The sequence below is a fragment of the Streptomyces sp. NPDC059994 genome (genome assembly GCF_042737755.1).
Lineage (GTDB): Bacteria > Actinomycetota > Actinomycetes > Streptomycetales > Streptomycetaceae > Streptomyces.
Genome location: NZ_JBHWUR010000011.1, coordinates 87995 through 112807, shown reverse-complemented (window position 1 = coordinate 112807; position 24813 = coordinate 87995). Strand labels below are relative to the sequence as shown.

Here is a 24813-nt window from a genome sequence, read left to right as displayed (position 1 = left end):
GGACAGGCGGCGCCCGCCGAGGCGCACCGGGGCAGAATGGGGCGCATGCCGATACCCAGCCGTGCCGCTCTCGTCGACCACCTCGTCCGCACCCGTATCGCCGGAGACGTCGCCACTCCCCGCGACAACAACCTCTCCCATTACCGCAAGCTCGCCAACGGCGACCGCCACTACTGGCTGGGCCTGGAGCTGGGCGACCGCTGGACCGACGAGCAGGACGTGCTCGCGGTGATGGCCGAGCGCTGCGGGGTCGTCGACGACCCCGGGCACCGCACGGGCCAGGACACCATCGACCCCGAGCTGACCGTCGACGCCCTGGAGCGGATGGCGGCGCGGCTGCGCAAGGCGGCCGCGGGCAAGCAGCGGGTGCTCTTCGCGACCGGCCACCCCGGCGCGCTCATCGACGTGCACAGCAGGACGGCCGCGGCCCTGCGCGCCGCGGGCTGCGAGATCGTGCGCATCCCCGACGGGGTGCTGGCCGACGAGGGCTGTGTGGTGCAGTTCGCGGACGTCGCGCTCTTCGAGCGCGGCGCGTCCCTGTGGCACACGCACTCGCCCGAGCCGATGGCCGCGATCCTGAACGCGCTGGAGCGCGAGGGGCGGCCGCTGCCGGACCTGGTCGTCGCGGACCACGGCTGGGCCGGGTGCGCGGGCCAGCGCGGGATCGACGCGATCGGCTATGCCGACTGCAACGACCCCGCGCTGTTCATCGCCGAGGCGGAGGGCACCCTCCAGGTCGCGGTCCCGATGGACGACCATGTGGTCGATCCCCGGTTCTACGAGCCGATGACCGAGTATCTGCTGGGTGCGGCCGAGTTGGTCTGAGTTCGCGCCGTGGGGCGGGGTGGCCGGGCTGGTGCGGACCGTGCTGGGCTCGCCGCGCCCCCGCGCCGGAGCGCACAATGACGCAGCCCCGTGCCCCTGAAGGCGGCGGCCCGGACCGCGGTGGGCTCAATGACGCAGTCCCGCGTCCCTGAAGGCGGCGGCCCGGACCGCGGTGGGCTCAATGACGCAGTCCCGCGTCCCTGAAGGCGGCGCCCCGGACCGCGGTGGGCTCAAGGCCTACCGCGGTACCCGCACCACGCCCTCCTGGATCACCGTGACGGCGAGGCGGCCGTCCTGGGTGTAGATCCGGGCCTGGCCCAGGCCCCGGCCCGCCGAGGCCGACGGTGACTCCTGGTCGTACAGGAGCCATTCGTCGGCCCGGAACGGCCGGTGGAACCACATCGCGTGGTCCAGGGACGCGCCCACCACGTCCCCGACCGCCCAGCCGCCGCGGCCGTGCGCGAGCAGCACCGAGTCGAGCAGCGTCATGTCGGAGACGTAGGTGGCGAGCACGATGTGCAGCAGGGGGTCGTCCGCGAGCTTGCCGTTCGTACGGAACCAGACCTGCGAGCGGGGCTCGCGCGGGGTGCCGACGCTGCCCCACGGCGGCACGTCGGCGTAGCGCAGGTCGACGGCCGCGCGGGCCTCGACCAGGCGCGCCGCGACGTCGGCGGGCAGATGGCGCGGCAGCATCTCGGCCGCAGTCGGGAGCGACTCGGGGTCCGGAGCGGGCGGCATGTCCGCCTGGTGCTCCAGACCCTCCTCGTACGTCTGGAACGACGCGGAGAGGTGGAAGATCGGGTGCCCGTGCTGGACCGCCACCACCCTTCGGGTGGTGAAGGAGCGGCCGTCGCGGATGCGGTCGACCATGTAGACGATCGGTGCGCCCGGGTCCCCGGCGCGCAGGAAGTACGCGTGCAGGGAGTGCGCGAGGCGGTCCCCGGGGACGGTGCGGCCGGCGGCGACCAGTGCTTGCGCCGCCACCTGCCCCCCGAAGACGCGGGGCACGAGCGCCGAGCGTGAGCGGCCCCGGAAGTAGTCCCGCTCGATCTGCTCCAGGTCGAGCAGATCGAGCAGGGCATCCAGAGCCTCGGTCACAGACCCATGTCCTTGGCGATGATCGTCTTCATGATCTCGCTGGTGCCGCCGTAGATCCGGTTGACGCGGTTGTCGGCGTACAGACGGGCGATGGGGTACTCGTTCATGAAGCCGTAACCGCCGTGCAGCTGGAGGCACTTGTCGATGACGCGGTGGGCGACCTCGGTGCAGAACAGCTTGGCGGAGGCGGCCTCGGCCGGGGTGAGCTCGCCCGCGTCCAGGGCCTCCAGGGCGCGGTCGGCGACCGCCTCGGCGGCGTCCACCTCGGCCTGGCAGGCGGCCAGCTCGAACTTGGTGTTCTGGAAGTGCGCGACCGGCTTGCCGAAGACGGTGCGCTCCTGGACGTACTCCTTGGCGAACCGGACGGCGGCCTTGGCCTGCGCGTAGGCGCCGAAGGCGATGCCCCAGCGCTCGGAGGCGAGGTTGTGGCCGAGGTAGTAGAAGCCCTTGTTCTCCTCGCCGAGGAGGTCCTCGACCGGGACCTTCACGTCGACGAACGCCAGCTCGGCGGTGTCGGAGGTCTTCAGGCCGAGCTTGTCGAGCTTGCGGCCGATGGAGTAGCCCTCGGACTTGGTGTCCACGGCGAACAGCGAGATGCCGTGGCGGCGGTCCTCGGCGGTGGGGGCGGCGGTGCGGGCGCAGACGATGACGCGGTCCGCGTGGACGCCGCCGGTGATGAAGGTCTTGGCACCGTTGAGGACGTAGTGCGTGCCGTCCTCGGAGAGCTTCGCGGTGGTCTTCATGCCCGCGAGGTCGGAGCCGGTGCCCGGCTCGGTCATCGCCAGGGCCCACATCTCCTCGCCGGAGACGAACTTCGGCAGGAAGCGCTTCTTCTGCTCGTCGTCGGCGAGCATCTTGATGTACGGCAGGCCGAGCAGCACGTGCACGCCGGAGCCGCCGAACTGGACGCCCGCGCGGGCGGTCTCCTCGTACATCACGGCTTCGAACTTGTACGACTCGATGCCGGCGCCGCCGAACTCCTCGTCGACGCGGATGCCGAAGACACCCAGCTCGGCGAGCTTGTAGTAGAAGTCGCGCGGCGCCTGGCCGGCGGCGAACCACTCGTCGTAGACCGGGACGACCTCGGCCTCGATGAAGGCCCGGATGGTCTCCCGGAACGCCTCGTGGTCCTCGTTGAATACCGTACGGCGCACGGAGCCTCTCCTTCGACGGTGGCGGCGACTTTGGCTAAGCGCTTGCTCAGAGTTTGAAATACGAAGTTACCCGGCGGTCACTCACACTGTCCAGAGTGAGCCTCAGCACTTCCGGCCGTACTTCGCAGTGCCAGCCACAGCTCGGTACGGACGTCCATGTCGTCCAAGCGGTGCACGCACCTGGACGCGCCACTGTCGTAGCCAGACACTACGCTGGCGGCGGAGAGGGGCCTGGATGCTGCTGAGATTCCGCACGGCCAACGTGCGGTCACTGCGCGACGAACAGGAGCTGATGTTCGTCGTGTCCGAGGACGAGCCGAGCGCTGCTGCTGCACGGCGCGTCGACCTCGCGGGGGGCGCGATCTACGTGCTTCCCCTAATCGGAGTCTTCGGCGCCAACGCTTCGGGCAAGTCAAACGTTCTCGCCGCGATGACGGCCATGAGCAATGCGGTGCAGAACTCGTACGCGCGCTGGGCTTCGTACGAGGGAACGGACCGTGTTCCTTTCGCCCTGAATCCCAAGGGGGAGACAGAGTCGAGCTTCTACGAGGTGGACCTCGTCCTCGACGGGGTCCGCTGGGCGTACGGTTTCGAGCTGGGGGCGGAGCGCGTCGAGGCCGAGTGGCTGCACAGCTACCCCCGTGGCCACCGGCAGGTGTGGCTGGACCGCGATGCCTCGCGCCCCAAGGTCTACGACTGGCCCGGGGCCCGGGTGAAGGACCGCGCCGGCCTGGAGCGGCGTACCCGGCCGAACGCCTTGGTGCTGTCGACAGCGGGTACCGACAATCATCCGCAGCTCACCCCGTTGTTCCACTGGTTCCGTCGGAACCTCTGGCTGATTGATCCCGAGGGCGAGCGCCAGGAACGGGAGATGTTTACGACGCGTCAGCTGTCGGGCGCCCGGGCCCGTCGCATCAACGAACTGCTGCGGGTCGCGGACCTCGGAATCACCGGTGCGGAGACGGTCGAGGGGGGCAAGGGCCGTCCGGAGGTCCGGCTCACCCATCGGTCCGCCGCAGGAGATGTCTCACTCGACTGGAGACACGAGTCCTACGGCACCCGTTCCTGGTTCGCTCTGCTCGGTCCGATGCTGCTGGCTCTGGACGAGGGAGCCGTGCTGCTGGTCGATGAGCTCGACGCCAGCCTGCACCCGCGCTTCGCTGCCGAGGTCATCAGGCTCTTCCATGACCCTCAGGCCAACGCCAAGGGTGCACAGCTCGTCTTCACCTCGCATGATCCCTCCGTCCTCACCACGCCGAGCGGAGGGCGCCTGCTGGAGCCCGCCCAAGTTTGGCTCACGGAGAAGGACGAGGAAGGGGCGACGCAGCTGTATCCGTTGGTCTCGGCGTCCCCGGGGGAGGACGAGGACCTGATGAAGTCCTACCTCGCCGGAGCGTTCGGGGCTGTCCCGTCCCTGCTGGAAGGACAGCTCGCGCGACGGCTGCTGGCAGTGAATGATCGGGAACGCGAGTACGAGGCGGAGCGGAGCGGCAGCTGATGGCGCGTACGAGGGGGAAGGACTCGCTGGGGCCCGCAAGCAAGGGGCAGCGGCGGAACAAGATCGTTCATGTCTTCACCGAGGGCCGGGTCACCGAGCCCCAGTACATCGAGATCGTGCGCGGCAAGGCCAGCGCGACCGGCATCGAGGTCCGGATCGCCAACCAGTCCGCGCCCGGGTCGCAGCGCAAGCCCATCACCCTGGTCGAAGCGGCGGTCCGGGTTATGCGCGAGGAGACACGGGCCGCGAAGAAGGCGAAGCTCGCCGAGAAGTTCTGGCCGGAAGTCTGGTGCCTGTTCGACCGGGACGAGCACCAGCAGATTCCGGCCGCCTTCAAGCTGGCCAAAGAGGCGGGGGTGCAGATCGCCTTCTCACACCCGTGCTTCGAGGTCTGGCGGCTGCTCCACCACAAACCGGTCCACGGCACCTTCGGTGGCGTGTGCGGGGAGGCGGTGAACCAGCTCCCCTTCGCGAACAGCGTCGAGAACATCAAGAACGTACTGCCCGAACAGCTCCCGCGGGGCAGTTTTGCCCGGGCGAAGAAGCGGGCGCAGGAGATGAACGCCCAGCATCCTGCGCACAAGGCGATGGAACAGCGCGATCCGTACACGGATGTGTACGAGTTCGTCGAGAAGGGCCTCGGCATCACCCAATACTGACAGGGAGTGACGGCACGGGCCCGCGGTTATCACCTGGTGCCCGTCGCGCCGTAGGGTTCCCTCGTCGTATCGGGTCGTAGGGAAGACGGTGACGTGGCCAAGCTCACGCTCGCGCAGCTGGAGCGGCATCTGTTTGCTGCCGCGGACATTCTCCGCGGCACGATGGACGCCTCCGAGTACAAGGACTACATCTTCGGCCTGCTGTTCCTGAAGCGTGCCAACGACGAGTTCGAGGCGGCGCGCGAGCGGATCAGGGAGCAGGGTGAGAACGATCACGGAATGACCGGGGAGGTGCTGGAGACCTTCCTGGAGAACCCGACTCCCTACAGTGACTGCGAAGTCCTCTTCGTCCCGAAGAACGCCCGCTGGAAGTGGATCTCCTCCGGCACCCACAACATCAACGAGGAGCGACTGCGCCCCGCGCTCCAAGCGCTTGAAGGGCAGAACAGCAAGCTCAAGGGCCTCTTCGACCAGCTCGACTTCAACCGAATCGGTGGCTCGGGTGCCGCAGCCGGTGCGGCGAAGCTCGCCGACCAGCGACTGAAGCTACTGATCGCCCACTTCGGGCGGGTGCGTCTGAGGACGGACGACTTCGAGTTCCCGGACCTGATCGGTGCGGCGTACGAGTATCTGATCAAGGAGTTCGCCGACACGGCCGGTCGGAAGGGCGGTGAGTTCTACACCCCCCGTGCGGTGGTGCGCATGATGGTCGAACTGCTCAACCCCCGGCACGGTACGCGCATCTACGACCCCTGCGTCGGCTCGGGCGGCATGCTCATCCACGCCAAGGAGTACGTGGAGGAGCACGGCGGAGACGCCTCGGACATGTTCTTCGCGGGCCAGGACGCCAACAGCGGCTCCTGGATCATGTCCACGATGAACATGGTGTTGCACGGTGTCAGTACCCGCTTCGACCTGCGGACCGGCGACACCTTGTCGGAGCCTGCGCACGCGCCGAGGTCGGACAAGGACCGGTATGACGGCGTGCTGAGCAATCCGCCGTTCTCCATGGACTACTCGTACGAGAACTACCCGCACAAGGCGGACCGAGCGGCCTACGGCGCGACGAGTGAGCGCGGCAAGGCCGACCTGATGTTCCTCCAGCACATGCTCTGGATGACCAAGCAGGAAGGGCGCGGCGGCATGGTCATCACCGTCATGCCGCACGGCGTGCTCTTCCGAGGCGGCGGTGAGCGGGACATCCGCGCCGAGCTGATCGAGAAGGACGCGGTCGAGGCCGTCATCGGCCTCGCCCCGAACCTCTTCTACGGCACGGGCATCCCCGCCTGCATCCTGGTGCTCCGCCCGCCCGGCAAGAAGGACGCCAAGCGGGAGGGCCAGATCCTCTTCGTCAACGCCGACCGCGAGTTCCATGCGGAGCGGGCGCAGAACGTGCTGCTGCCCGAGCACGCGGAGAAGATCGTCACCACGTACCGTGCGTACGAGGACGTGCCCGGCTTCGCACGGGTGGTCAAGCGCGAGGAACTGCGGGAGAACGACTACAACCTCAACATCCGCCGTTACGTCGACAACACGCCCCCGCCGGAGCCGCAGGACGTGCGGGCGCACCTGATGGGCGGCATGCCGCGCGCGGAGATCGAGGCGAAGCAGGAGCTGCTCGACGCGTACGGGCTCCGGTTGGAAGACCTGTTCGTGGAGCGGGAGCCGATGGACCCGGCGTACGTGGACTTCCTCCCGCAGGACGAGCGCCCGGATGCGGCCCGCCTTGCGGAGCTGGCGCGTCCCCGTGAGGAGGCGCTGCGGATCGCCTTCGCCAAGTGGTGGGACGAGGAGGCCCGCCACCTGGAGGCCGTGGCCGCCACCCCCGGGCGCCTGGCCGAACTGACGGCCTCGGAGCGCAAGGCGGCGCTGATGGCCGTACGGGGCTCGCTGATCGAGTCTTTCGTGAAGCGCCTCGGGGGGATCGGTCTGCTCGACCGGTACGCCCTCGCGGGTGCGGTGGCCGGCTGGTGGTATGAGGCCAAGTACGACCTGCTGGCCCTGTCGGAGAACGGCTTTGCCGGCGTCCTCGACGGTTGGGTCGAGAACGTCGAGACGATGTTGGCGCCCGAGCAGGACCCGAAGACGAGGAAGCTGCGCAAGCGCACGGCGGCGGAACGCCGTCAGGCGTACGACCACAAGGTGGTCGCGGCGATCGTCCCCGAGTTCCTGACACAGCTGGCGGAGGCGGACGCGCGCAAGGCGGAGCTGGACGCGCGTTGGAAGGAACTCAATGCGGAGCCTTCGGAGTCGGCGGAGGACGGCGAGGGCGAGGGTAACGAGGACGCTGTCACACGGGAACAGGTCGAGCTAAGCGTGGAGCAGTTGGCGGAGCTGGCGCACGTGAAGAAGGAACGTACGAAGGCCGCGGCGCGCCTCAAGAAGCTTGAGGCGGAGTTCTGGTTCACCCCGTGGCCGGACCCGTCGAAGCTGACGGAGGACCCGCCGAGGCTGATCGCGGCGCGGAAGCGGTACGCGGAGGACCCGGAGGGGGAGCGCCGGGTGGTCCTGGAGCTGCTGCGGGACGACCTGGCGGGGAAGCTGGAGGGTCATGTGGTACGGCGTCGGCGGGAGTTGGTCGACGTTTGTGGGGTGTGGGCCGACAAGTACGCGGTTTCGCTGAGGGAGATCCGCGCGGAGCGCGATCTTGTCGCTTCACGATTGGGCGACCGTATGAGGGAACTGGGTCATGAGTGACAGGGTGATGACACGTTCACTTGCCGACGTTACGAGCTTGCTGCGACGTGGCACGGCACCCTCGTACGTAGACCACAGTGATGTTCGAGTGGTCGGGCAGAGGTGCGTACGGGCTGATGGCTTTAGGCCAGAGGCAGCCAGACCACACGATCCGAAGTCGCTCAGCAGAAGTCTTGTAGCCAATGTCGGCGATGTCTTGCTCAACTCGACAGGCGCTGGCACGATCGGTCGCAGCTGCGTCTTCGATGCCGAGGGAACGTACGTGGTCGATTCACACGTGACCGTTCTCCGTGCAAGGCGAGATGTCGTGGAACCGCGCTGGATCGACGTAATTCTCGGCTCCGCTGAGGGGCAGAGATATCTCGAATCCCACTGTTTTGTTGGCTCCACGAATCAAGTAGAGCTATCTCGATCAGAGTTGGTCAAGTTTCAGATCCCAATGCCTCCTATCGCAGAGCAGCGCCACACTATCTCCGTATTGGATGATCTTCTGGGGCTGGAAAGAATCAGTAGATCGTCGATTGCGAAATGGACGAACATTCACCGGGGGGAGCTGGATAGAGTATTTGGTGGCGGCACTGGTGGCTTTAATTCGCCGATGCTCCCATTGGAGAGCGTGGCACAGGTCTCTGGAGGAGTTGCTCTTGGTGGTGTCACAGCTGGCGTCGGTGGTGTAGATATCCCTTACTTGCGGGTGGCAAACGTTCAAGAGGGATATTTCGATACGCGTGACATGAAGTCTATGAGGGTGGCTGCATTCGATGCATCGAAGTTTCGCCTAAAGCGCGGTGATGTTCTGCTCACAGAAGGTGGCGACCTGGATAAGCTCGGCCGCGGTGGCGTCTGGGACGGCCGAATCGATCCGTGCCTGCATCAGAATCATATCTTTCGCGTGCGTTGCCTTGAATCGAAAATTATTCCGGAATACTTGGCTTTGTATCTGATGTCCCGGCCTGGGCGTGGGTACTTCATGAGTGTGGCAAAGCAGACGACGAACCTTGCCTCCGTTGGCCTGTCGCAGGTTAAGGTGATGCCTATTCCGTGCCCGCCAATTTTCGAGCAGAAGAAGGTCGTTGAACTGTTCGATTCCTATGATTCGACTATCGAGAAGGAGGTTCGAGAACTGACCAAGTTGAAAAAGGTGGAGAGGGGTGTGCTTGAGCGTGCGCTCCGTGATTGGTGAGTTGATCCATCACGGGGTGGTGACTGTTTGGGTCGCCACCCCGGAGCCTTCAGTTGTTTCTGTCTGCCACTCGGATGTCCGAGCAGGATCCCGCGCTGCTTGGGCTCGGGGCAACTGTTATCGCCATCACTAACGCGGTGGAGATGATAGCCCCGATTGTGGCACCGAAAGCCTGGATGATGGACGTTGCGATCAACTTGAGGGCTCGACTGGAATCATTTTCCCTGCCGCTCCCTGTCGCGTCGACTTCCGTTTGGTTATTTTTGCGTCTCATGTTTTCTCCCTGCGTGAACTCGCGCCGCCTCTTTGAGGCTTTGTTGCCATCAAATGTAGGGCGGCTTGAGTGTGATGCGGCAGGGGAGAGTCAGCCACTCTGGACTTGATGACGACGCTAGCGGTCATCAGGCGGGCTGGGGCAGTGCGTTGACGAAGTCGACGACAGAAGGCGCAAAACGGGATGAAGGTACTGGCTGAAAAGTGCTGAGACAGCGCCGCGACCGCGATTTTTGAGACTCAAGGGTGAGTGGTGCCCTGGATCGAGGAGATGAAGACCGTCCAACTCTGCGTGGGGAAGACGAGGGCGGGGCCGTTTGGGGCTTTGGAGTCGCGGACTGGAACCCCCGACGGGTAGTCGTCCAGCACCTCAACGCAGGTGCCGCCATCTCCGCTGCTGTACGACGACTTGCGCCAGCCGCTCAGTGCAGCTGCGTTCGGGATGGTGCGGTCAGTCATGATGCCCGTATTCCTTTGCACTCGCCCTCAGTAGGGCGAGCGACTCCTTGCGGGGGAGCGCGTCGCCCAAGGCGAGAGTGTATGTCTGCTGCAAGGTCTCGACCAGGGCGGGCGAGTCGTGCAGTTTGCCCATGAGCACGCCCTCGCCGTAGGCGACTGGAGGCTGGTCGTCGAACATCATCAGCGACAGCATCCCCTGGAGCAGCGGGTGATAGCCCGCCCCGAAGGGTAGTACGTGCACGCGGACCCGCTCGCACTCCACCATGCCGATGATGTGGGTCAGTTGCTCCGCCATGATCTCCGGGCTCCCGACGTGGCGGCGCAGTACCGCCTCGTCCAGGAGGGCGCAAAATAGCGGACTGACGGGGTCGGACAGAACTTTTCCTCGCTCCAACCGTGTGACGAGGAGCCTGTCACATTCCTCTTCACTCCGCGGAGTGGCGCTCGGTCGCAGAACCGCACGGGCGTACCCCTCCGCTTGGAGGACGCCAGGTACGAGGGACAGCGCAAACTCATGGATCACCGTCGCCTGCTGCTCAAGCTCCAGCGCCGCCTCGAAGTAGTCCGCGACCGCCACGTCTTCCTGTGGCAGGAAGCTGGTCAGCACATTCCCCGTGCCTAGTGCCCTGTCCAGCTGTTGCGCGTCCTGCCTCGACGGAATGCGGCGGCCCGCCTCGATGTGGGCGATGTGCGAGCGGGACATGAACGCGAGGTCGGCCAGTTCTTGCTGGGTGAGGCCGGCGGCCTCGCGTTGAGCCTTCAGCCATTCCCCGTAGATGTTGCTCATCGTCAACTCCCTTGTGACAAACGCTCCGTCACGCCCGACCCCCTGGTCAGCCTAGCCCTGCCGGTCTCACGCTGTGAGGGCATCGCTACAGAGTGAAGTTCCGGCGGGGCGGATGAGCCCGGCGGAGCCACACACGCAAGACCCCCGCGACCGAGGCGATCGGTCCGGGGGCGTGGCCTTCAACTAGCCAGGAGTTGACGACGTGTTGCACTGTATCGCCCGGCTGCTCGACCCGCTGCTACGGCTCCTGTGGCCCCCGCCGCCCGCACACCACCACCCGCCCTGCACCGCGCACCGCCTCCCCGTGCCGTGCCCGCCCAGGCCCGCCCACGCTCCCGAGCCGTACTTCCGAGGTGAGGACAGCCCGCTCGTCCGGCCCTACCTCCTCGCCCACGAGCGCCGTCAGGCCGAGGCCCGTCGCCAGTGCGCTCGGCGCCGGGCCCTCTGGCTCGCTGTGCATGGCATCGACATCGGTCCCCGCGTCATCCACGGAAGGGAGGTGATGGCATGATCCGGCATCCTAGGCACGCCGCCCGCCTGCTCCCCTGGACCGGCGCCGATGGCAAGCGCTGCTACCTCATCGGGGACGGCGCAGGCTACGTCTCCCGCGTCGCCGACAACATCGAGAGCGTGCGGCTCGGCATGGCTGCCGACCTCCTCGCCCACACCGAGGACCTGTTGAGCGATTGCTCGGCCACCCCCGAGCAACTTCGCTACGTCGTCGCCGTCCTCGCGGAGTCCCTACGCGACGTGCACCGCATCGCGCGCAGCCGGGGCGCACAGCTGGCGGCGGCCTCCGTTCGCACCGATCACCCCGAGTAGTCGGAACTGTCCGGCGGCCGGAATCCTCGCCTGCCCCTCGCCCATCGCGCAGAATAGACCGCCTGCACGGTGTGGTGAACGCGCGAGGGGTGTGGGGGCATGGCGGGGATGCAGGTCGAGCGGGACGAGGTGGAGCGGCCGACCGTCGCGCAGCTCACGAAGATGGGCTGGACGCACCTCCCCGGCAAGGACGTCGGCACGCTCGATGTCGGTGCCCCGTTCCTCACTGAACAGCTCGCCGTGGCACTGCGACGTATCAACCTCCGCGCCGACGACGGCCAGCCGTGGATGGACGAGACCGACATCAGGCGGTCCATCTCCGAGTTGGCCGCTGTCTCCCTCGGCCATGGTGTGGACAAGGCCAACTTCGCCGCCACCGACTTTCTCCTCAGCGGTCTGCTGCTCGCCGGCCCGTCCGCCGCACACGGCGGATCATCCGCCACCGTCCAGTACATCGAGTGGCACGAGGAGCGTGCCGACCGCAACAAGTTCACCGTCGTCGACCAGCTTCGCGTACGGAACCGGTCCGGTGACGTGTCGATCCTCGACATCGTCCTCTTCGTGAACGGCATTCCGCTCGTCGCCGTCGAGTGCAAGAGCCCGGACCTCGCCGACCCGATCCGCAGTGCTGTCCTCGATCTGCGGCACTATGCCGGATCTCCCCTCTCCGAAGACGAGCGCGAAGGTGGCAGTCTGCCGCTGCCCGCCGGGGTTCCGGAACTCTTCCGTACCGTGCAGCTGCTCGTGGCCGCGACGGCGGAGACTGCCTATCTCGGCACGATCACTTCCACTCCGGCACACTTCCACCCCTGGCGGAGCGTCGAGCCGGAGGACCGGGCGGTACTCGCCGCCGAAGTCCCGGGCAGTGGTGGCAAGCTCAACGAGCGCCACAAGCTGGTGGGTGTCGTTCTGCGTCCGGAGGCGCTGCTCCGGATCGTCCGGCACTACATCATCCCGCTCCCTGTCGCGAACGAGTCGGGCGGCATCCGCACGGTCAAGGCAGTCGCGCGGCACCAGCAGTACCGGGCCGCCGAGAAGGCGGTCCGCAAGCTGCTCACCGGAAAGGTGCGCGGCGGTCAGGTCCTCGATGACGAGCGAGGGGGTGTCATCTGGCACACCCAGGGCTCCGGCAAGAGCCTGACCATGACGTTCCTCGTACGCCGGATGCATCTGCACCACCGGCTGAGCGAGTTCACGGTGGTCGTGGTCACGGACCGGACCCAGTTGCAGGAACAGCTCGCCAGCACCCTGAGGCTGAGCGAGTCCGAGGTGGAGACGGCCAGGACCGCGACCCAGGTGGAAGGGCTGCTGCGGGACGGCGGTCGGCGGGTCGTGTTCGCGATGATCCAGAAGTACGGGGCCGGCGGGTTCACCTTCGTCGCCGAAGCGGACGGCGACGGCGACGACCGGGACCTTGCCGCCGAGTACGACGACGCGGAGAAGGCCCGGCGGGAGCGGCGCGCCGCGAAACTGCCGCCAGTGCCGAACTTCCCCGAGTGCAACACCTCTCCCGACATCCTCGTCCTCGTCGACGAGGCTCACCGGTCCCACACGAGCCTGCTGCACGCGGCCCTGCGCAAGGCGATTCCCAACGCGGCGAAGATCGGTTTCACCGGCACGCCCATCATGACCGGCAAGGCCGAGGACACGCGCCGGATCTTCAGCGGCGGTCCTGACCGGGGGTTCCTCGACGAGTACCGTATGGCGGACGCCGAGCACGACGGCGTGGTCGTCCGTATCCGCTACGAGGGACGCACCGGTGAGGGGACGGTTCACGACCGCGAGGGCCTGGACCGGCGCTTCGAGGACCTCATCCGCGACCGCACTGACGAAGAGCGGCGTGAGTTGCTCGACCGGTGGCCCACCGAGAGAGACGTCGCCGAGTCGACGCCGATGATCCGCGCCAAGGCCGAGGACATGCTGGAGCACTGGGTGATGACCGTGCTGGCCAGCGGTGGTTTCAAGGCGCAGGTCGCGGCGGTCAGCCGGAAGGCGGCCGTCGAATACCACCACGCTCTGAGGGCGGCTCGGGACGTCCTACTGGCGGAGCTGGCCGCGTTCCGTCCGGAGTCGGTCAGCGGAAGACCGGTCGAGGAGCTGCCCCGGCGGACCCGCTACCTCTTCCAGGCGTATCAGTTCCGTTCGCTGCTGCGGCGTATCGACTTCGTGCCGGTCGTCTCGCCCGGCACGGAGCGCAAGCGGCGTGAGTGGCTGCACTGGACGGATCCAGTGCGGCAGGCCGCGTACATCGAGCGGTTCCACCAGGCTTTCCCGGCTCTGCAGCCGGAGCCCGACTGGGTCATCGCCACGCCGTTCCACTCCCCGGCGAACGGCCCCCAGGTTACGGTGGACACTGGGGGCAACCCATGGTCCCAGGAGGGCACGGAAGGCGGTAAGCCAGCTGCCGAACCCGATCCCGTGCACCCCGAAAGCCCTATCGCCTTCCTGATCGTCAAGTCCATGCTGCTCACGGGTTTCGACGCCCCGCGTGAGCAGGCGCTCTACCTGGACCGGCCGATCCGGGATGCCGAGCTGCTCCAGGCCGTGGCCCGGGTGAATCGCCCCATGCGGGGCAAGGAGATCGGGTATGTCGTCGATTACTACGGGGTCTTCGAGCATCTGAGCGGTGCGCTCGCCGACTACCGGCAGGACGACGTCGACGACACTATGCGCAGCATGTCTGAGGAGATCGACGGCCTGGAACCGGCGGCGGACGCGGCACGCCGGTACCTGCTCGATCAGGCCGGGGTCAGCGACGCCGACCTCGTCGACTTCTCCGCGGTGCGCTCCGCGGCCCTGGCCTTCGACGACGAATCGGTCCGCCTCGGCTTCGATGAGGTGCTGCACGAGTTCCTCGCCACACTGGAGCGCGTGCTGCCGCACGAGCGCGGACTTGACTACGTGGGTGAAGCCCGCCGCTGGGGCCTGCTGCAGAAGCGTATCCGCACCCTCCACCGCGATGCCGCAGGCGGGTCCTTCACTATGCGTATGTACGGGCGCAAGGTGCGCTCGATGATCGCCGAGCATCTGGAAGGTCCGGAGATCGACCAGGTGATCGCGCCCGTATCGCTGGCTTCGCCGCTGTTCGACGAGAAGGTACGGGCCATGCCCGTGCGTGAGGCCGCGGCAGAGATGGGGCACGCGCTGCGCTTCCACTTGGAAGAGCGGGTGAAGCGGGAGGACCCGGAGAAGTACACCCGGCTCTCGGAACGGCTGGAGGAGATCCTGCGAGAGATGCCTGGGCGGTTCGAGGAGCAGATCCAGGAGTTCGGTCCGCTCTTCGAGCAGGTGCGCCGTGAGACCGAGGAGGATCCGAGGCTGGCGGGACTGACGAGGCTGGAGCAGGTGGTCTATCGCCTGCTCGACAAGGACGCGGTGGACAATCCGGATATCGACGCGAGCGAGTCGGATCTGCGGGCCGTGGCCGGAGCGGTGTGCGACACGGCGGCGGAGACCATGGCCAAGGCTTCGTACCAGAGCCAGGACCAGGACATCAGCCTTCTCGCCAGCAAGATCGAGATGGAGCTGGTCAAGGGGCGGATGCGGCCGGTCGGCTCGGACTGGGGGGCGCTTCGTGCGCTGGCGCAAGGACTCGCCGCCCACGCCAACAGCAATCAGGAGTGGTTCCGGGCGAGGCTGAGGGGAGAATAGGCGGGTGACCGCCACCACCGTCGACTCGGCTTCGCCGGTCGCCCTCACTGAGGGCGACCGGCTCGCCGTCGACGGTCTGGCATTCAACGTGCGCGTCAGCCCCCGGCGTAAACGGTTCGCGCTCACGGTGGAGCTTGACGCCGAGGTCACCCTGCACGCGCCTCAGGGGCGCGCAGCCGCCGACGCGGCGGATTTCGTCCGGGCGCACCGGTCCTGGGTCGTGGCCAAACAGGCGCTGCGCGAAAAGACACGACCGCTGAACCCACCCAAGCGATTTGTCGAAGGGGAGGCGTTCCGCTACCTGGGGCGCACATACCGGCTGGCCGTCGATGCCGACCGTCCGGACGACGGCATGGTCCGCCTTGTCGCCGGTCGCCTAGTCCTCAGCGACGTGCAGGCCATGGATCCGTCCCAGGGCCGGTCTGCGCTCGTCGGCTGGTACTGCCGGGTCGGTCGGCAGTGGGCTGAGGGCCGGATCCAGCCGTGGGCGGCGCGTATGGGGGTCGCCGAGCCGATGGTGGACGTATCGGATCTCGGAGGCCGCTGGGGAAGCTACCTGCCCCCGGCAACAGCGGGTGGAGTAGGCCGTATGCGTCTGGGCTGGCCGTTGTTCCAGCTGCCCATGCATCTTGTCGACTATGTGATCGCCCACGAGCTTGCCCATGTGAGTGTGCCCGGGCATGGGGCGGATTTCTGGCGGCTGCTTGGACGGGCTCTGCCTGAGTACGACGAGCGGCGGGCTGAGCTGGACGAACTTGGGCGGCGCATGTGGATGGGCGGCATCGCGTAGCTGAAAATCCGCGAATGAGGCTGGGGGACGCAGAGTGTCGAGAGCAAAACACAGCACAACTTGTCGTCCGTAGTCGAACAGGCTGTGATCCGACGTCGCAGGTGAGCAGTCGTGCGGCCGATGCCTACCGTCACCGGGCGCTGCTGCCGTGCAGCGAAGGGCGGAACCGCCTGCCATGTGTACGACCTGGCCAAAACCGAGGCCCGCGCCCTCGGGAACGTACATGTGCGAATTCCGTAGCGCTACCTACGCTGGGGGCATGAGCAGCGAGCCCACCACGCCCCGCGGACCCATCGATTCCTCCCGCGTCCCCCGCTACGCCGGCCCCGCGACCTTCGCCCGGCTGCCCCGCCTCGACGAGGTCGGCACCGCCGACGTCGCCGTGGTCGGCGTGCCCTTCGACAGCGGGGTCTCCTACCGCCCCGGCGCCCGCTTCGGCGGCAACGCCATCCGCGAGGCCTCCCGGCTGCTTCGCCCGTACAACCCGGCCCAGGACGCCTCGCCCTTCGCGCTGGCCCAGGTCGCCGACGCCGGTGACATCGCGGCCAACCCGTTCAACATCAACGAGGCCGTCGACACGATCGAGGCCGCCGCCGACGACCTCCTCTCCACCGGCGCCCGGCTGATGACGCTCGGCGGCGACCACACCATCGCGCTGCCGCTGCTGCGCTCGGTCGCCAAGAAGCACGGCCCGGTCGCGCTGCTCCACTTCGACGCGCACCTGGACACCTGGGACACCTACTTCGGCGCCGAGTACACCCACGGCACCCCGTTCCGCCGCGCGGTGGAGGAGGGCATCCTCGACACCGAGGCGCTCTCCCACGTCGGCACCCGCGGCCCGCTCTACGGCAAGCAGGACCTGACCGACGACGAGAAGATGGGCTTCGGCATCGTCACCTCGGCCGACGTCTACCGCCGGGGCGCCGACGAGGTCGCCGACCAGCTGCGCCAGCGCATCGGCGACCGCCCGCTCTACATCTCGATCGACATCGACTGCCTCGACCCGGCGCACGCCCCCGGCACCGGCACCCCCGAGGCGGGCGGCATGACCTCCCGCGAGCTCCTGGAGATCCTGCGGGGCCTCGCCTCCTGCAACCTGGTCTCGGCCGACGTCGTCGAGGTCGCCCCGGCGTACGACCACGCCGAGATCACCTCGGTGGCCGCCTCCCACACCGCGTACGAGCTCACGACGATCATGTCCCGGCAGATCGCGGCGGCCCGCGCCACCGGCGCGTAGCGACCCCGGCCGAGGACGGGCGGCCGTACGTCGGCCGCCCGTCCTCGGCCCCCGGCTCCACCGAGAGGACGTGCAGTGACCCACGACCACCACGACCTGGTCCTGCGGCCCACGCCGCGTCAGGTGGAGGCTGCCCTGAGCCCACCCCCCGGCCGCATCGGCGGCGACCTCGTCGTCGAGACCCTGCGGGGTCTCGGCGCGACCACCGTCTTCGGGCTGCCCGGCCAGCACGCCCTCGGGATGTTCGACGCGCTGCGCCGCTCGTCGATGACGTACGTCGGTCTGCGCGTCGAGAACAACGCAGCCTTCGCCGCCGACGCGTACGGCCGGGTCACCGGCGAGGCGGCCCCGCTGCTGCTGTCCACCGGCCCCGGCGCCCTCATGTCGCTGGCCGCGCTCCAGGAGGCGGCCGCCGCGAGCGCCCCCGTGCTCGCCATCGCCAGCCAGGTGCCCACGGCCGGACTCGGCGGCGGCCGCCACGGCTATCTGCACGAACTCCGCGACCAGCAGGGCTCGTTCCGGGACGTCGTGAAGTCCGTGCACACGGTCCGCACCCAGTCCCAGATCCCGTCGGCGATCGCGGCGGCCTGGGAGTCGGCGCTGACCGCCCCGCACGGCCCGGTCTGGGTGGAGATCCCGCAGGACGTGCTGCTCGCCGAGACCCCGCTGCCGGTCGTCACGGCCGTGGACGCGACCCCGCGCGAGCTGGTGCCGCGCCCCGAACTGACCGCTGTGGCCGCCGAGTTGCTGACGAACGCGGCCCGCCCGGCGATCATCGCGGGCGGCGGTGTCGTACGCTCCGACGCCTCCGGAAAGCTCCGCGCGCTCGCCGAGAAGCTGGACGCGCCGGTCGTGACCACCTTCGGCGGCAAGGGCTCCTTCCCCTGGGAGCATCCGCTCTCGCTCCAGTCCTGGATGGAGGACCGGCACACCACGGACTTCCTGGAGGACGCCGACGTCCTGCTCGTCGTCGGCTCGGGCCTGGGCGAACTCTCCTCGAACTACCACACGTTCAGGCCGCGCGGCCGGGTGATCCAGATCGAGGCGGACCTCGGCAAGCTGGAGTCCAACCACCCGGCGCTCGGCATCCACGCGGACGCCCGTATCGCGCTCTCGGCGCTCCTGGAGACCGTGGGCGAGCGCACCGACCCGGCGGCGGCCGCGGCCGTGCGGACCGTCCTCACCAAGGTGCGCGAGCGCATCGCGGGGCAGGACCTGGAGGCCGAGCAGCGGATCCTGGCGCAGGTGCGCGCGGCCCTGCCCGACGACGCGCCCAGCTTCTGGGACATGACGATCCTGGCGTACTGGGCCTGGTCCGCCTGGCCGGGCGCGCTGCACTCGGCGCAGGGCGCGGGCGGCCTCGGCTACGGCTTCCCGGCGGCGATCGGGGCCGCCGCCGCCGACCCGACGCGGCCGGTGCTCGCGGTCTCCGGCGACGGCGGCGCGATGTACTCGATCGCCGAGCTCGCCACCGCGAAGCAGTACGACCTGCCGGTGACCTGGCTGATCGTCGACGACGGCGGCTACGGCATCCTGCGCGAGTACATGACGGACGCGTTCGGCGAGGCCACCGCGACCGAGCTGGCCCGCCCCGACTTCGTCGCGCTCGCCCGGTCCTTCGGCGTCGCGGCGGTCCGTACGAGCGCGGAGTCGCTCCAGGAGGACCTGGGCAAGGCGCTGGCGGCCCCCGGGCCCTCGGTGGTCGTCCTGCCCGCCGTACTGAGGATGTTCGCTCCGACGCATCTGTAATGCCGGAATCCGACCGGTCTATGTCTTCCTGTGACACATCTGTGACAGATTTCAACGTCTTCGGCGGGCAACCTTCCCGTCCTCGAACAGTCATCTCAGGCGGGCGCACCACAAAGGTGCGCCCGCCTCATGACTTTCAGGGGACGGGGACGCTTTGCCCAGACAATTCCGTACATCCCAAATATCCCGCCGCGCGCGCCGCGGCGGGATCTCCTTGGCCGTCGCCGCGGGCGTGCTCGCGCCGATCGCCGCGGGTGCCGCGCCGGCCGCCGCCGCGACCTCGGTGACCTGCACCTCCGCCAAGGCCGGTCTCGCGGCCAAGCTGTCCAGCGACATCACCTCGGCGCTCAAGGGCCGCTCGTCGCTGACGGCCCTGGCCCTGTACGACCGCTCGACCGGCACCAAGTGCGAGCTGCGGGCGACCGACACCTTCGACTCCGCGAGCGTGGTCAAGGCCACCGTGCTCGCGACGCTGCTGTGGGACGCGGGCAGGCAGCACCGCTCGCTCACCTCGAACGAGCGCGCCCTGGCCACCGCGATGATCACCGCGTCGGACAACGACTCCACGTCCGCGCTGTGGAAGCAGCTCGGCACCGGCAAGGTGTCCGCGTTCCTCAAGGCCGCCGGGATGACCCAGACGACGCCGGGCTCCGGCGGCTACTGGGGCCTGACCCGGGTCACCGCCCGCGACCAGGCCAAGTTGCTCGCGCTGCTGACCTCCCGCAACTCGGTGCTCAGCGACGACGCCCGCGAGTACGAGCTGGGACTGATGAACCGCGTCCGGTCCGACCAGCGCTGGGGCACGCCCGCGGGTGTCCAGGGCGGTACGACCGTGCACGTCAAGAACGGCTGGCTGCCGCGCGCCACGCACGGCTGGCGGGTGCACAGCATCGGCGCCTTCACGGACGGCGGCCACGACTACGGCCTCGCCGTCCTCACCGAGGACAACGGCACGATGAACCAGGGCATCGACACCATCGAGGCCGTCGCCCGCGCCGTCCACGCGGACCTCGGCCGCCCGGCCGAGGGCGGCAAGCCCTGGCACCCGCCGAAGTGGCAGCGGCCGACAGTGGCGAGTGAGGCCGTCCCGCCGGTGCCCGAGGCACCCGCCGGCCGCGACCTCGTCACGACGGTCCAGGGCCGCTAGCCCGACCCGTACGCCCGCCGGAAGACCCGCCCGGTCCTACGACCAGAGGCGGGTCTTTCGCTGCCGATTGTTGCTACGGGATGAAATCCGCCGGTGACGGCGTTGGAGCCTTCCGGCGGAGCGGACAAACGGGAGGCACCAGTGGCGGCGGCAGAGCAAGGGTGGGCACGACGGCTCACCGGGTACGCCTGGCGGTACCGGCGCGATGTCGTGCTGGCGCTCGGGTCGTCGCTCGGCGGCATGGCGGTGATGGCTCTGGTCCCGCTGGTCACCAAGGTGATCATCGACGATGTGATCGGGGCCCACACCCGGTCCCTGGCGGTCTGGACCGGCCTTCTCATAGCCGCGGCGGTCGTCGTGTACGTACTGACGTACATACGCCGCTACTACGGCGGCCGCCTCGCCCTCGACGTCCAGCACGACCTGCGTACCGACATGTACGCGACGATCACCCGGCTCGACGGGCGGCGCCAGGACGAGCTCTCCACCGGCCAGGTGGTCGGCCGCGCCACCAGCGACCTCCAGCTCATCCAGGGCCTGCTCTTCATGTTGCCGATGACCATCGGCAACATCCTGCTCTTCCTGATCTCCCTGGCCGTGATGGCCTGGCTCTCCCCGCTGCTGACCCTGGTCGCACTGGCCGTGGCGCCCGCGCTGTGGTTCATCGCCCGGCTCAGCCGCACCCGGCTCTTCCCCGCCACCTGGTACGCCCAGGGCCAGGCGGCCGCCGTGGCGGGCGTCGTCGACGGCGCCGTCTCGGGCGTCCGCGTGGTCAAGGGCTTCGGCCAGGAGGACCAGGAGACCGGCAAGCTCCGCGAGGTGGGCCGCAAGCTCTTCGCGGGCCGGCTGCGCACCATCAAGCTGAACTCCCGCTACACCCCGGCCCTCCAGGCCGTCCCCGCGCTCGGCCAGGTCGCCATGCTGGCGCTGGGCGGCTGGCTCGCCACCCGGGGCGAGATCACCCTCGGCACGTTCGTGGCGTTCTCCACCTATCTGGCGCAGCTCGTCGGGCCGGTGCGGATGCTGGCCATGGTGCTCACCGTGGGCCAGCAGGCCCGGGCCGGCGTCGAGCGCGTCCTGGAGCTGATCGACACCGAGCCGTCCATCGCCGACGGCACCAAGGAGCTGCCGGCCGACGCCCCGGCCACCGTCGAGTTCGACGACGTGCGCTTCGGGTACGAGGACGGGCGCCCGGTCCTGGACGGCTTCTCCCTGGAGATCCACCCCGGCGAGACCGTCGCCGTCGTCGGCGCCTCCGGCTCCGGCAAGTCCACCGTCTCGCTGCTGCTGCCGCGCTTCTACGACGTCACCCACGGGGCCGTCCTGGTCGGCGGCCACGACGTGCGTGAGCTGACCCTGGCCTCGCTGCGCGCCGCCATCGGCCTGGTGCCGGAGGACAGCTTCCTCTTCTCCGACACCGTGCGCGCCAACATCGCGTACGGGAAGCCGGACGCCACCCAGGAGGAGATCGAGGCCGCCGCGCGCGCCGCACAGGCGGACCACTTCATCTCCGAGCTGCCGGGCGGCTACGACACCACGGTCGGCGAGCACGGCCTGACCCTCTCCGGCGGCCAGCGCCAGCGCGTCGCCCTGGCCCGCGCCATCCTCACCGACCCTCGCCTGCTGGTCCTGGACGACGCCACCTCGGCCGTGGACGCGCGCGTGGAGCACGAGATCCACGAGGCCCTGAAGTCCGTGATGGCCGGGCGCACCACGCTGCTCATCGCCCACCGCCGCTCCACCCTCAACCTCGCGGACCGCATCGCCGTCCTCGACGAGGGCCGCCTCGCCGCCCTCGGCACCCACGAGGAACTGCAGCGCGACTCGGCGCTCTACCGCCGTCTGCTGACCGACCCCGACGAGCTGGGCGCGGTCTCGCCCGGCCACATCGCGCCGGCCGAGGCGGTGGAGGACCACACCGTACGGGACGAGCTGGACGCCGAGTTCGACGCCGAGCGGGGCATCACGCCCCCGCTGTGGATACGCGAGGACAAGCCCGTCTCCTCCGCCCCCGGCGGCATGCCTGCGACCCCCGAACTCCTCGCCCAGGTCGAGGCGCTGCCCCCGGCCGACGACACCCCGCACATCGACGAGGCGCGGGCGGTGCAGCCCGAGGAGTCGTACGGGCTGCGCCGACTGCTGCGCGGCTTCGGCCGCCCGCTGGCCGTCAGCCTCGGCCTCGTCGCGGTCGACGCGGGCATGTCCCTGCTGCTGCCGGTCCTGATCCGGCACGGCATCGACCAGGGCGTCAGCAAGATGGCGCTCGGCGCGGTGTGGGCGGCCGCGGGCCTGGCCCTGCTGACCGTGGCGATCCAGTGGGCCGCGCAGTTCGGCGAGACCCGGATGACCGGGCGCACCGGCGAGCGCGTCCTCTACAGCCTCCGGCTGAAGATCTTCGCCCAGCTCCAGCGGCTCGGCCTGGACTACTACGAGCGCGAGCTCACCGGCCGGATCATGACCCGGATGACCACCGACGTCGACGCGCTGGCGACCTTCCTCCAGACCGGCCTGGTCACCGCGTTCGTCTCCGTCGTCACCTTCTTCGGCATCATGCTGGCGCTCCTGGTCATCGACCTCCAGCTGGCGCTCGTGGTCTTCGCGACCCTGCCGCCGCTGATCTTCGGCACGTACTTCTTCCGCAAGCAGAGCGTGAAGGCGTACGAGCTGGCCCGCGAGCGGGTCGCGGGGGTCAACGCCGACCTCCAGGAGTCGGTGAGCGGGCTGCGGATCGTGCAGGCCTTCGGCCGCGAGCGCGACGGCGCCGAGCGGTTCACCGCCCGCAGCGCCGACTACCGCAAGGCCCGTATCCGCGGCCAGTGGCTGATCTCGGTGTACTTCCCGTTCGTCCAGCTCCTGTCGTCGGTCGCGGCGGCCGCGGTGCTGATCATGGGCGCCCACCGGGTCGACGCGGGCACCCTGACGACCGGCGCGCTCGTCGCCTACCTCCTCTACATCGACCTGTTCTTCGCCCCCGTACAGCAGCTCTCGCAGGTCTTCGACGGCTACCAGCAGGCGGCCGTCTCGCTGAAGCGCATCCAGGAACTGCTGCGCGAGCCCACCTCCACGGCGGCGGCCGAGGAGCCGCTGGACGTGCTGTCCCTGCGCGGTGAGATCGCCTTCGAGGACGTCGACTTCGCCTACGGCGACCAGGAGAAGGCGTTGTCGGGCGTGAGCCTGCGGATCCCGGCCGGGCAGACCGTCGCCTTCGTCGGTGAGACGGGAGCCGGCAAGTCGACGCTGGTCAAGCTGGTCGCGCGGTTCTACGACCCGACGGGGGGCCGGGTCACCGCCGACGGCACCGACCTGCGCTCGCTCGACATCACCGCCTACCGGCACCGCCTTGGCGTCGTCCCGCAGGAGGCGTACCTGTTCGCCGGGACGGTCCGGGACGCCATCGCCTACGGGCGGCCCGACGCCACCGACGCCCAGGTCGAGGCGGCGGCCCGCGCGGTCGGCGCGCACGACATGATCGCCACCCTGGACGGCGGCTACCTCCACGAGGTCGCCGAGCGCGGCCGCAACCTCTCCGCCGGACAGCGCCAGCTGATCGCACTGGCCCGCGCCGAGCTCGTCGACCCGGACGTCCTGCTCCTCGACGAGGCCACCGCCGCCCTGGACCTGGCCACCGAGGCCCAGGTCAACCAGGCCACCGACCGGCTCACCGGCCGCCGCACCACCCTGGTCGTCGCCCACCGCCTCACCACGGCCGCCCGCGCGGACCGGGTCGTGGTGATGGACCACGGCCGGGTCGTCGAGGACGGCACCCACGACGAACTCCTCGCCCAGGACGGCCGGTACGCGAGCCTGTGGCGCACCTTCATCGGCGAGGACGAGCCCGCGGCGGTGTGAGCGGCTGAGTACGCGTACGTACGGAAATGAGTACCGGGGACGGTTCGCGCGGCGGGCCGTCCCCGGTTGGATCGGGGGCATGACCACGAACACCGGGTCCCAGCCCGCCCCGACCCCGACGACCTCCCTGCCCCGGCTGCGCTCGGCGGCCGTGCTCTCGGCGGTCGGGCTGATTCCGGCGGTGGTCCTCGCGGTCCTCGTCGTGGCCAGCTCGGACCGGTTCTCCCGGTGTCTGACCTACGGCGACTACTACCCGGACTGCGGCGACCACGGGGTGGGCGGCACCCCGCTCGGCTGGGCCCTCGCCGTCGCCGGTCTCGCCCTGGTCTTCGTACTGGCCGTGCCCGACCGCGCCCGGCGCGTCAAGGAGCTGCGGACGGCGGGCCTGTGCGTCCAGCTCATCGCGGAGCTGACCTTCCTCGGGATGCTGCTCAGCAACGCCTGACGGGACCGCCCCACTTCCGGCGCAACCGCGGGTAGCCTCCGCGCGTCCGTACTCACATACGCTCATGTGACGGAAGGGGGTAAGCGTGTTCGGTAGGGAATTGCGAGGGCTGCGCGGGCGGGCCGGCCCGGGTCTGGCGGTACTCCTGGCGACGGCTGCCCTGACCGTGCTCGGGCCGGGCGCGGGGAGCGCCGACGCGGCGGCCTCGTGCGGCGGTCGGCAGGTCAAGACGGTCCAGTTCGCCACCGGCGAGCTGCGGGTCTACAAGACGCACGGCTACGCGTGCGCGGTCGCGGTCGCCAAGTCGCCCGGCGCCAGACGGCAGATGGCGGTGATCATCCAGGCGCGCGGCGGCGGCCCGGTCTCGGACAGCGGCCGGTTCACCCGGCAGGCGGGCCCGGTCTCGGTGCACGCGATCAACCGCTGTGTACGGGCGACGGGTTCGGTGGCGGGCAGTAGCGGCTCCACGGGCTGGATCCTGTGCTGAGCC

Annotated in this window: 19 protein-coding genes; 15 read left to right on the top strand and 4 right to left on the bottom strand. The window is 69.1% G+C overall.

The window, feature by feature from the left end; translation table 11 throughout:
• Positions 1 to 45: 45 nt before the first annotated feature.
• A complete protein-coding gene (locus ACFWA7_RS09260; RefSeq protein WP_385821953.1) occupies positions 46 to 825 on the top strand; it encodes a phosphatase in 780 nt (259 codons plus the stop codon).
• A 237-nt stretch (positions 826 to 1062) separates the two neighbouring features.
• On the opposite strand, the gene ACFWA7_RS09255 is transcribed toward ACFWA7_RS09260, so the two are convergent.
• Together ACFWA7_RS09255 and ACFWA7_RS09250 are read right to left on the bottom strand one after the other, a co-directional pair.
• Positions 1063 to 1923, bottom strand: coding sequence for an acyl-CoA thioesterase (locus ACFWA7_RS09255; RefSeq protein ID WP_385546867.1), 861 nt, complete (start codon positions 1921 to 1923; stop codon positions 1063 to 1065).
• Positions 1920 to 3077 carry an acyl-CoA dehydrogenase family protein gene (locus tag ACFWA7_RS09250; protein ID WP_385546870.1) on the bottom strand — a complete coding sequence of 386 codons (1158 nt, stop codon included), beginning with the start codon at positions 3075 to 3077 and terminating at the stop codon, positions 1920 to 1922. The genes ACFWA7_RS09255 and ACFWA7_RS09250 overlap by 4 nt, the downstream gene beginning before the upstream one ends.
• Before the next feature lie 235 nt (positions 3078 to 3312).
• Between ACFWA7_RS09250 and ACFWA7_RS09245 the strand changes: the two genes are divergently transcribed.
• The 4 genes from ACFWA7_RS09245 (at position 3313) to ACFWA7_RS09230 (ending at position 9114) form a co-directional block, all read left to right on the top strand.
• On the top strand, positions 3313 to 4575 hold the full coding sequence (locus ACFWA7_RS09245; RefSeq protein ID WP_385821951.1) for an ATP/GTP-binding protein: 1263 nt from the start codon (positions 3313 to 3315) through the stop codon (positions 4573 to 4575).
• Positions 4575 to 5234, top strand: coding sequence for an RloB family protein (locus tag ACFWA7_RS09240; protein ID WP_385821949.1), 660 nt, complete (start codon positions 4575 to 4577; stop codon positions 5232 to 5234). Before ACFWA7_RS09245 ends, ACFWA7_RS09240 begins: the two co-directional genes overlap by 1 nt.
• Before the next feature lie 93 nt (positions 5235 to 5327).
• Positions 5328 to 7931: an N-6 DNA methylase gene (locus tag ACFWA7_RS09235; RefSeq protein WP_385821947.1), complete on the top strand. Its 2604-nt coding sequence runs from the start codon at positions 5328 to 5330 to the stop codon at positions 7929 to 7931.
• Positions 7932 to 8238: 307 nt separating this feature from the next.
• Positions 8239 to 9114, top strand: coding sequence for a restriction endonuclease subunit S (locus tag ACFWA7_RS09230; RefSeq protein ID WP_385821945.1), 876 nt, complete (start codon positions 8239 to 8241; stop codon positions 9112 to 9114).
• Positions 9115 to 9627: 513 nt separating this feature from the next.
• Here ACFWA7_RS09230 and ACFWA7_RS09225 read toward each other — a convergent pair.
• Both ACFWA7_RS09225 and ACFWA7_RS09220 read right to left on the bottom strand, forming a co-directional pair.
• Positions 9628 to 9846, bottom strand: a complete 219-nt coding sequence (locus ACFWA7_RS09225; RefSeq protein WP_385821943.1) for a DUF397 domain-containing protein — start codon at positions 9844 to 9846, stop codon at positions 9628 to 9630.
• Positions 9839 to 10633 (bottom strand): Scr1 family TA system antitoxin-like transcriptional regulator, encoded by a 795-nt coding sequence (locus ACFWA7_RS09220; protein WP_385821941.1) that lies wholly within the window; start codon positions 10631 to 10633, stop codon positions 9839 to 9841. The genes ACFWA7_RS09225 and ACFWA7_RS09220 overlap by 8 nt, the downstream gene beginning before the upstream one ends.
• 202 nt (positions 10634 to 10835) lie before the next feature.
• Here ACFWA7_RS09220 and ACFWA7_RS09215 point away from each other — a divergent pair, with 202 nt between their 5' ends.
• From ACFWA7_RS09215 to ACFWA7_RS09170, 10 genes are all read left to right on the top strand, one after another.
• A complete protein-coding gene (locus ACFWA7_RS09215; protein WP_385821939.1) occupies positions 10836 to 11144 on the top strand; it encodes a hypothetical protein in 309 nt (102 codons plus the stop codon).
• The gene (locus ACFWA7_RS09210; protein WP_385821937.1) at positions 11141 to 11455 is read left to right on the top strand and encodes a hypothetical protein; all 315 of its coding nucleotides are present in this window, start codon (positions 11141 to 11143) and stop codon (positions 11453 to 11455) included. Before ACFWA7_RS09215 ends, ACFWA7_RS09210 begins: the two co-directional genes overlap by 4 nt.
• 99 nt (positions 11456 to 11554) lie before the next feature.
• Positions 11555 to 15106: a type I restriction endonuclease subunit R gene (locus ACFWA7_RS09205; protein ID WP_385821935.1), complete on the top strand. Its 3552-nt coding sequence runs from the start codon at positions 11555 to 11557 to the stop codon at positions 15104 to 15106.
• A 4-nt stretch (positions 15107 to 15110) separates the two neighbouring features.
• Positions 15111 to 15896: a M48 family metallopeptidase gene (locus tag ACFWA7_RS09200; RefSeq protein ID WP_385821933.1), complete on the top strand. Its 786-nt coding sequence runs from the start codon at positions 15111 to 15113 to the stop codon at positions 15894 to 15896.
• A 259-nt stretch (positions 15897 to 16155) separates the two neighbouring features.
• Positions 16156 to 17133 carry an agmatinase gene (speB, locus tag ACFWA7_RS09195; protein WP_385821931.1) on the top strand — a complete coding sequence of 326 codons (978 nt, stop codon included), beginning with the start codon at positions 16156 to 16158 and terminating at the stop codon, positions 17131 to 17133.
• 75 nt (positions 17134 to 17208) lie between these two features.
• Positions 17209 to 18882, top strand: a complete 1674-nt coding sequence (locus tag ACFWA7_RS09190; protein ID WP_385821928.1) for a thiamine pyrophosphate-binding protein — start codon at positions 17209 to 17211, stop codon at positions 18880 to 18882.
• 214 nt (positions 18883 to 19096) lie between these two features.
• A complete protein-coding gene (locus ACFWA7_RS09185; protein ID WP_385540659.1) occupies positions 19097 to 20029 on the top strand; it encodes a serine hydrolase in 933 nt (310 codons plus the stop codon).
• A 141-nt stretch (positions 20030 to 20170) separates the two neighbouring features.
• On the top strand, positions 20171 to 23878 hold the full coding sequence (locus ACFWA7_RS09180) for an ABC transporter ATP-binding protein (protein ID WP_385821926.1): 3708 nt from the start codon (positions 20171 to 20173) through the stop codon (positions 23876 to 23878).
• A gap of 79 nt (positions 23879 to 23957) precedes the next feature.
• On the top strand, positions 23958 to 24323 hold the full coding sequence (locus ACFWA7_RS09175; RefSeq protein ID WP_385540663.1) for a hypothetical protein: 366 nt from the start codon (positions 23958 to 23960) through the stop codon (positions 24321 to 24323).
• Positions 24324 to 24408: 85 nt separating this feature from the next.
• Complete coding sequence (locus tag ACFWA7_RS09170) at positions 24409 to 24810, top strand: hypothetical protein (protein WP_385540665.1); 402 nt, start codon at positions 24409 to 24411, stop codon at positions 24808 to 24810.
• Positions 24811 to 24813 lie beyond the last annotated feature (3 nt).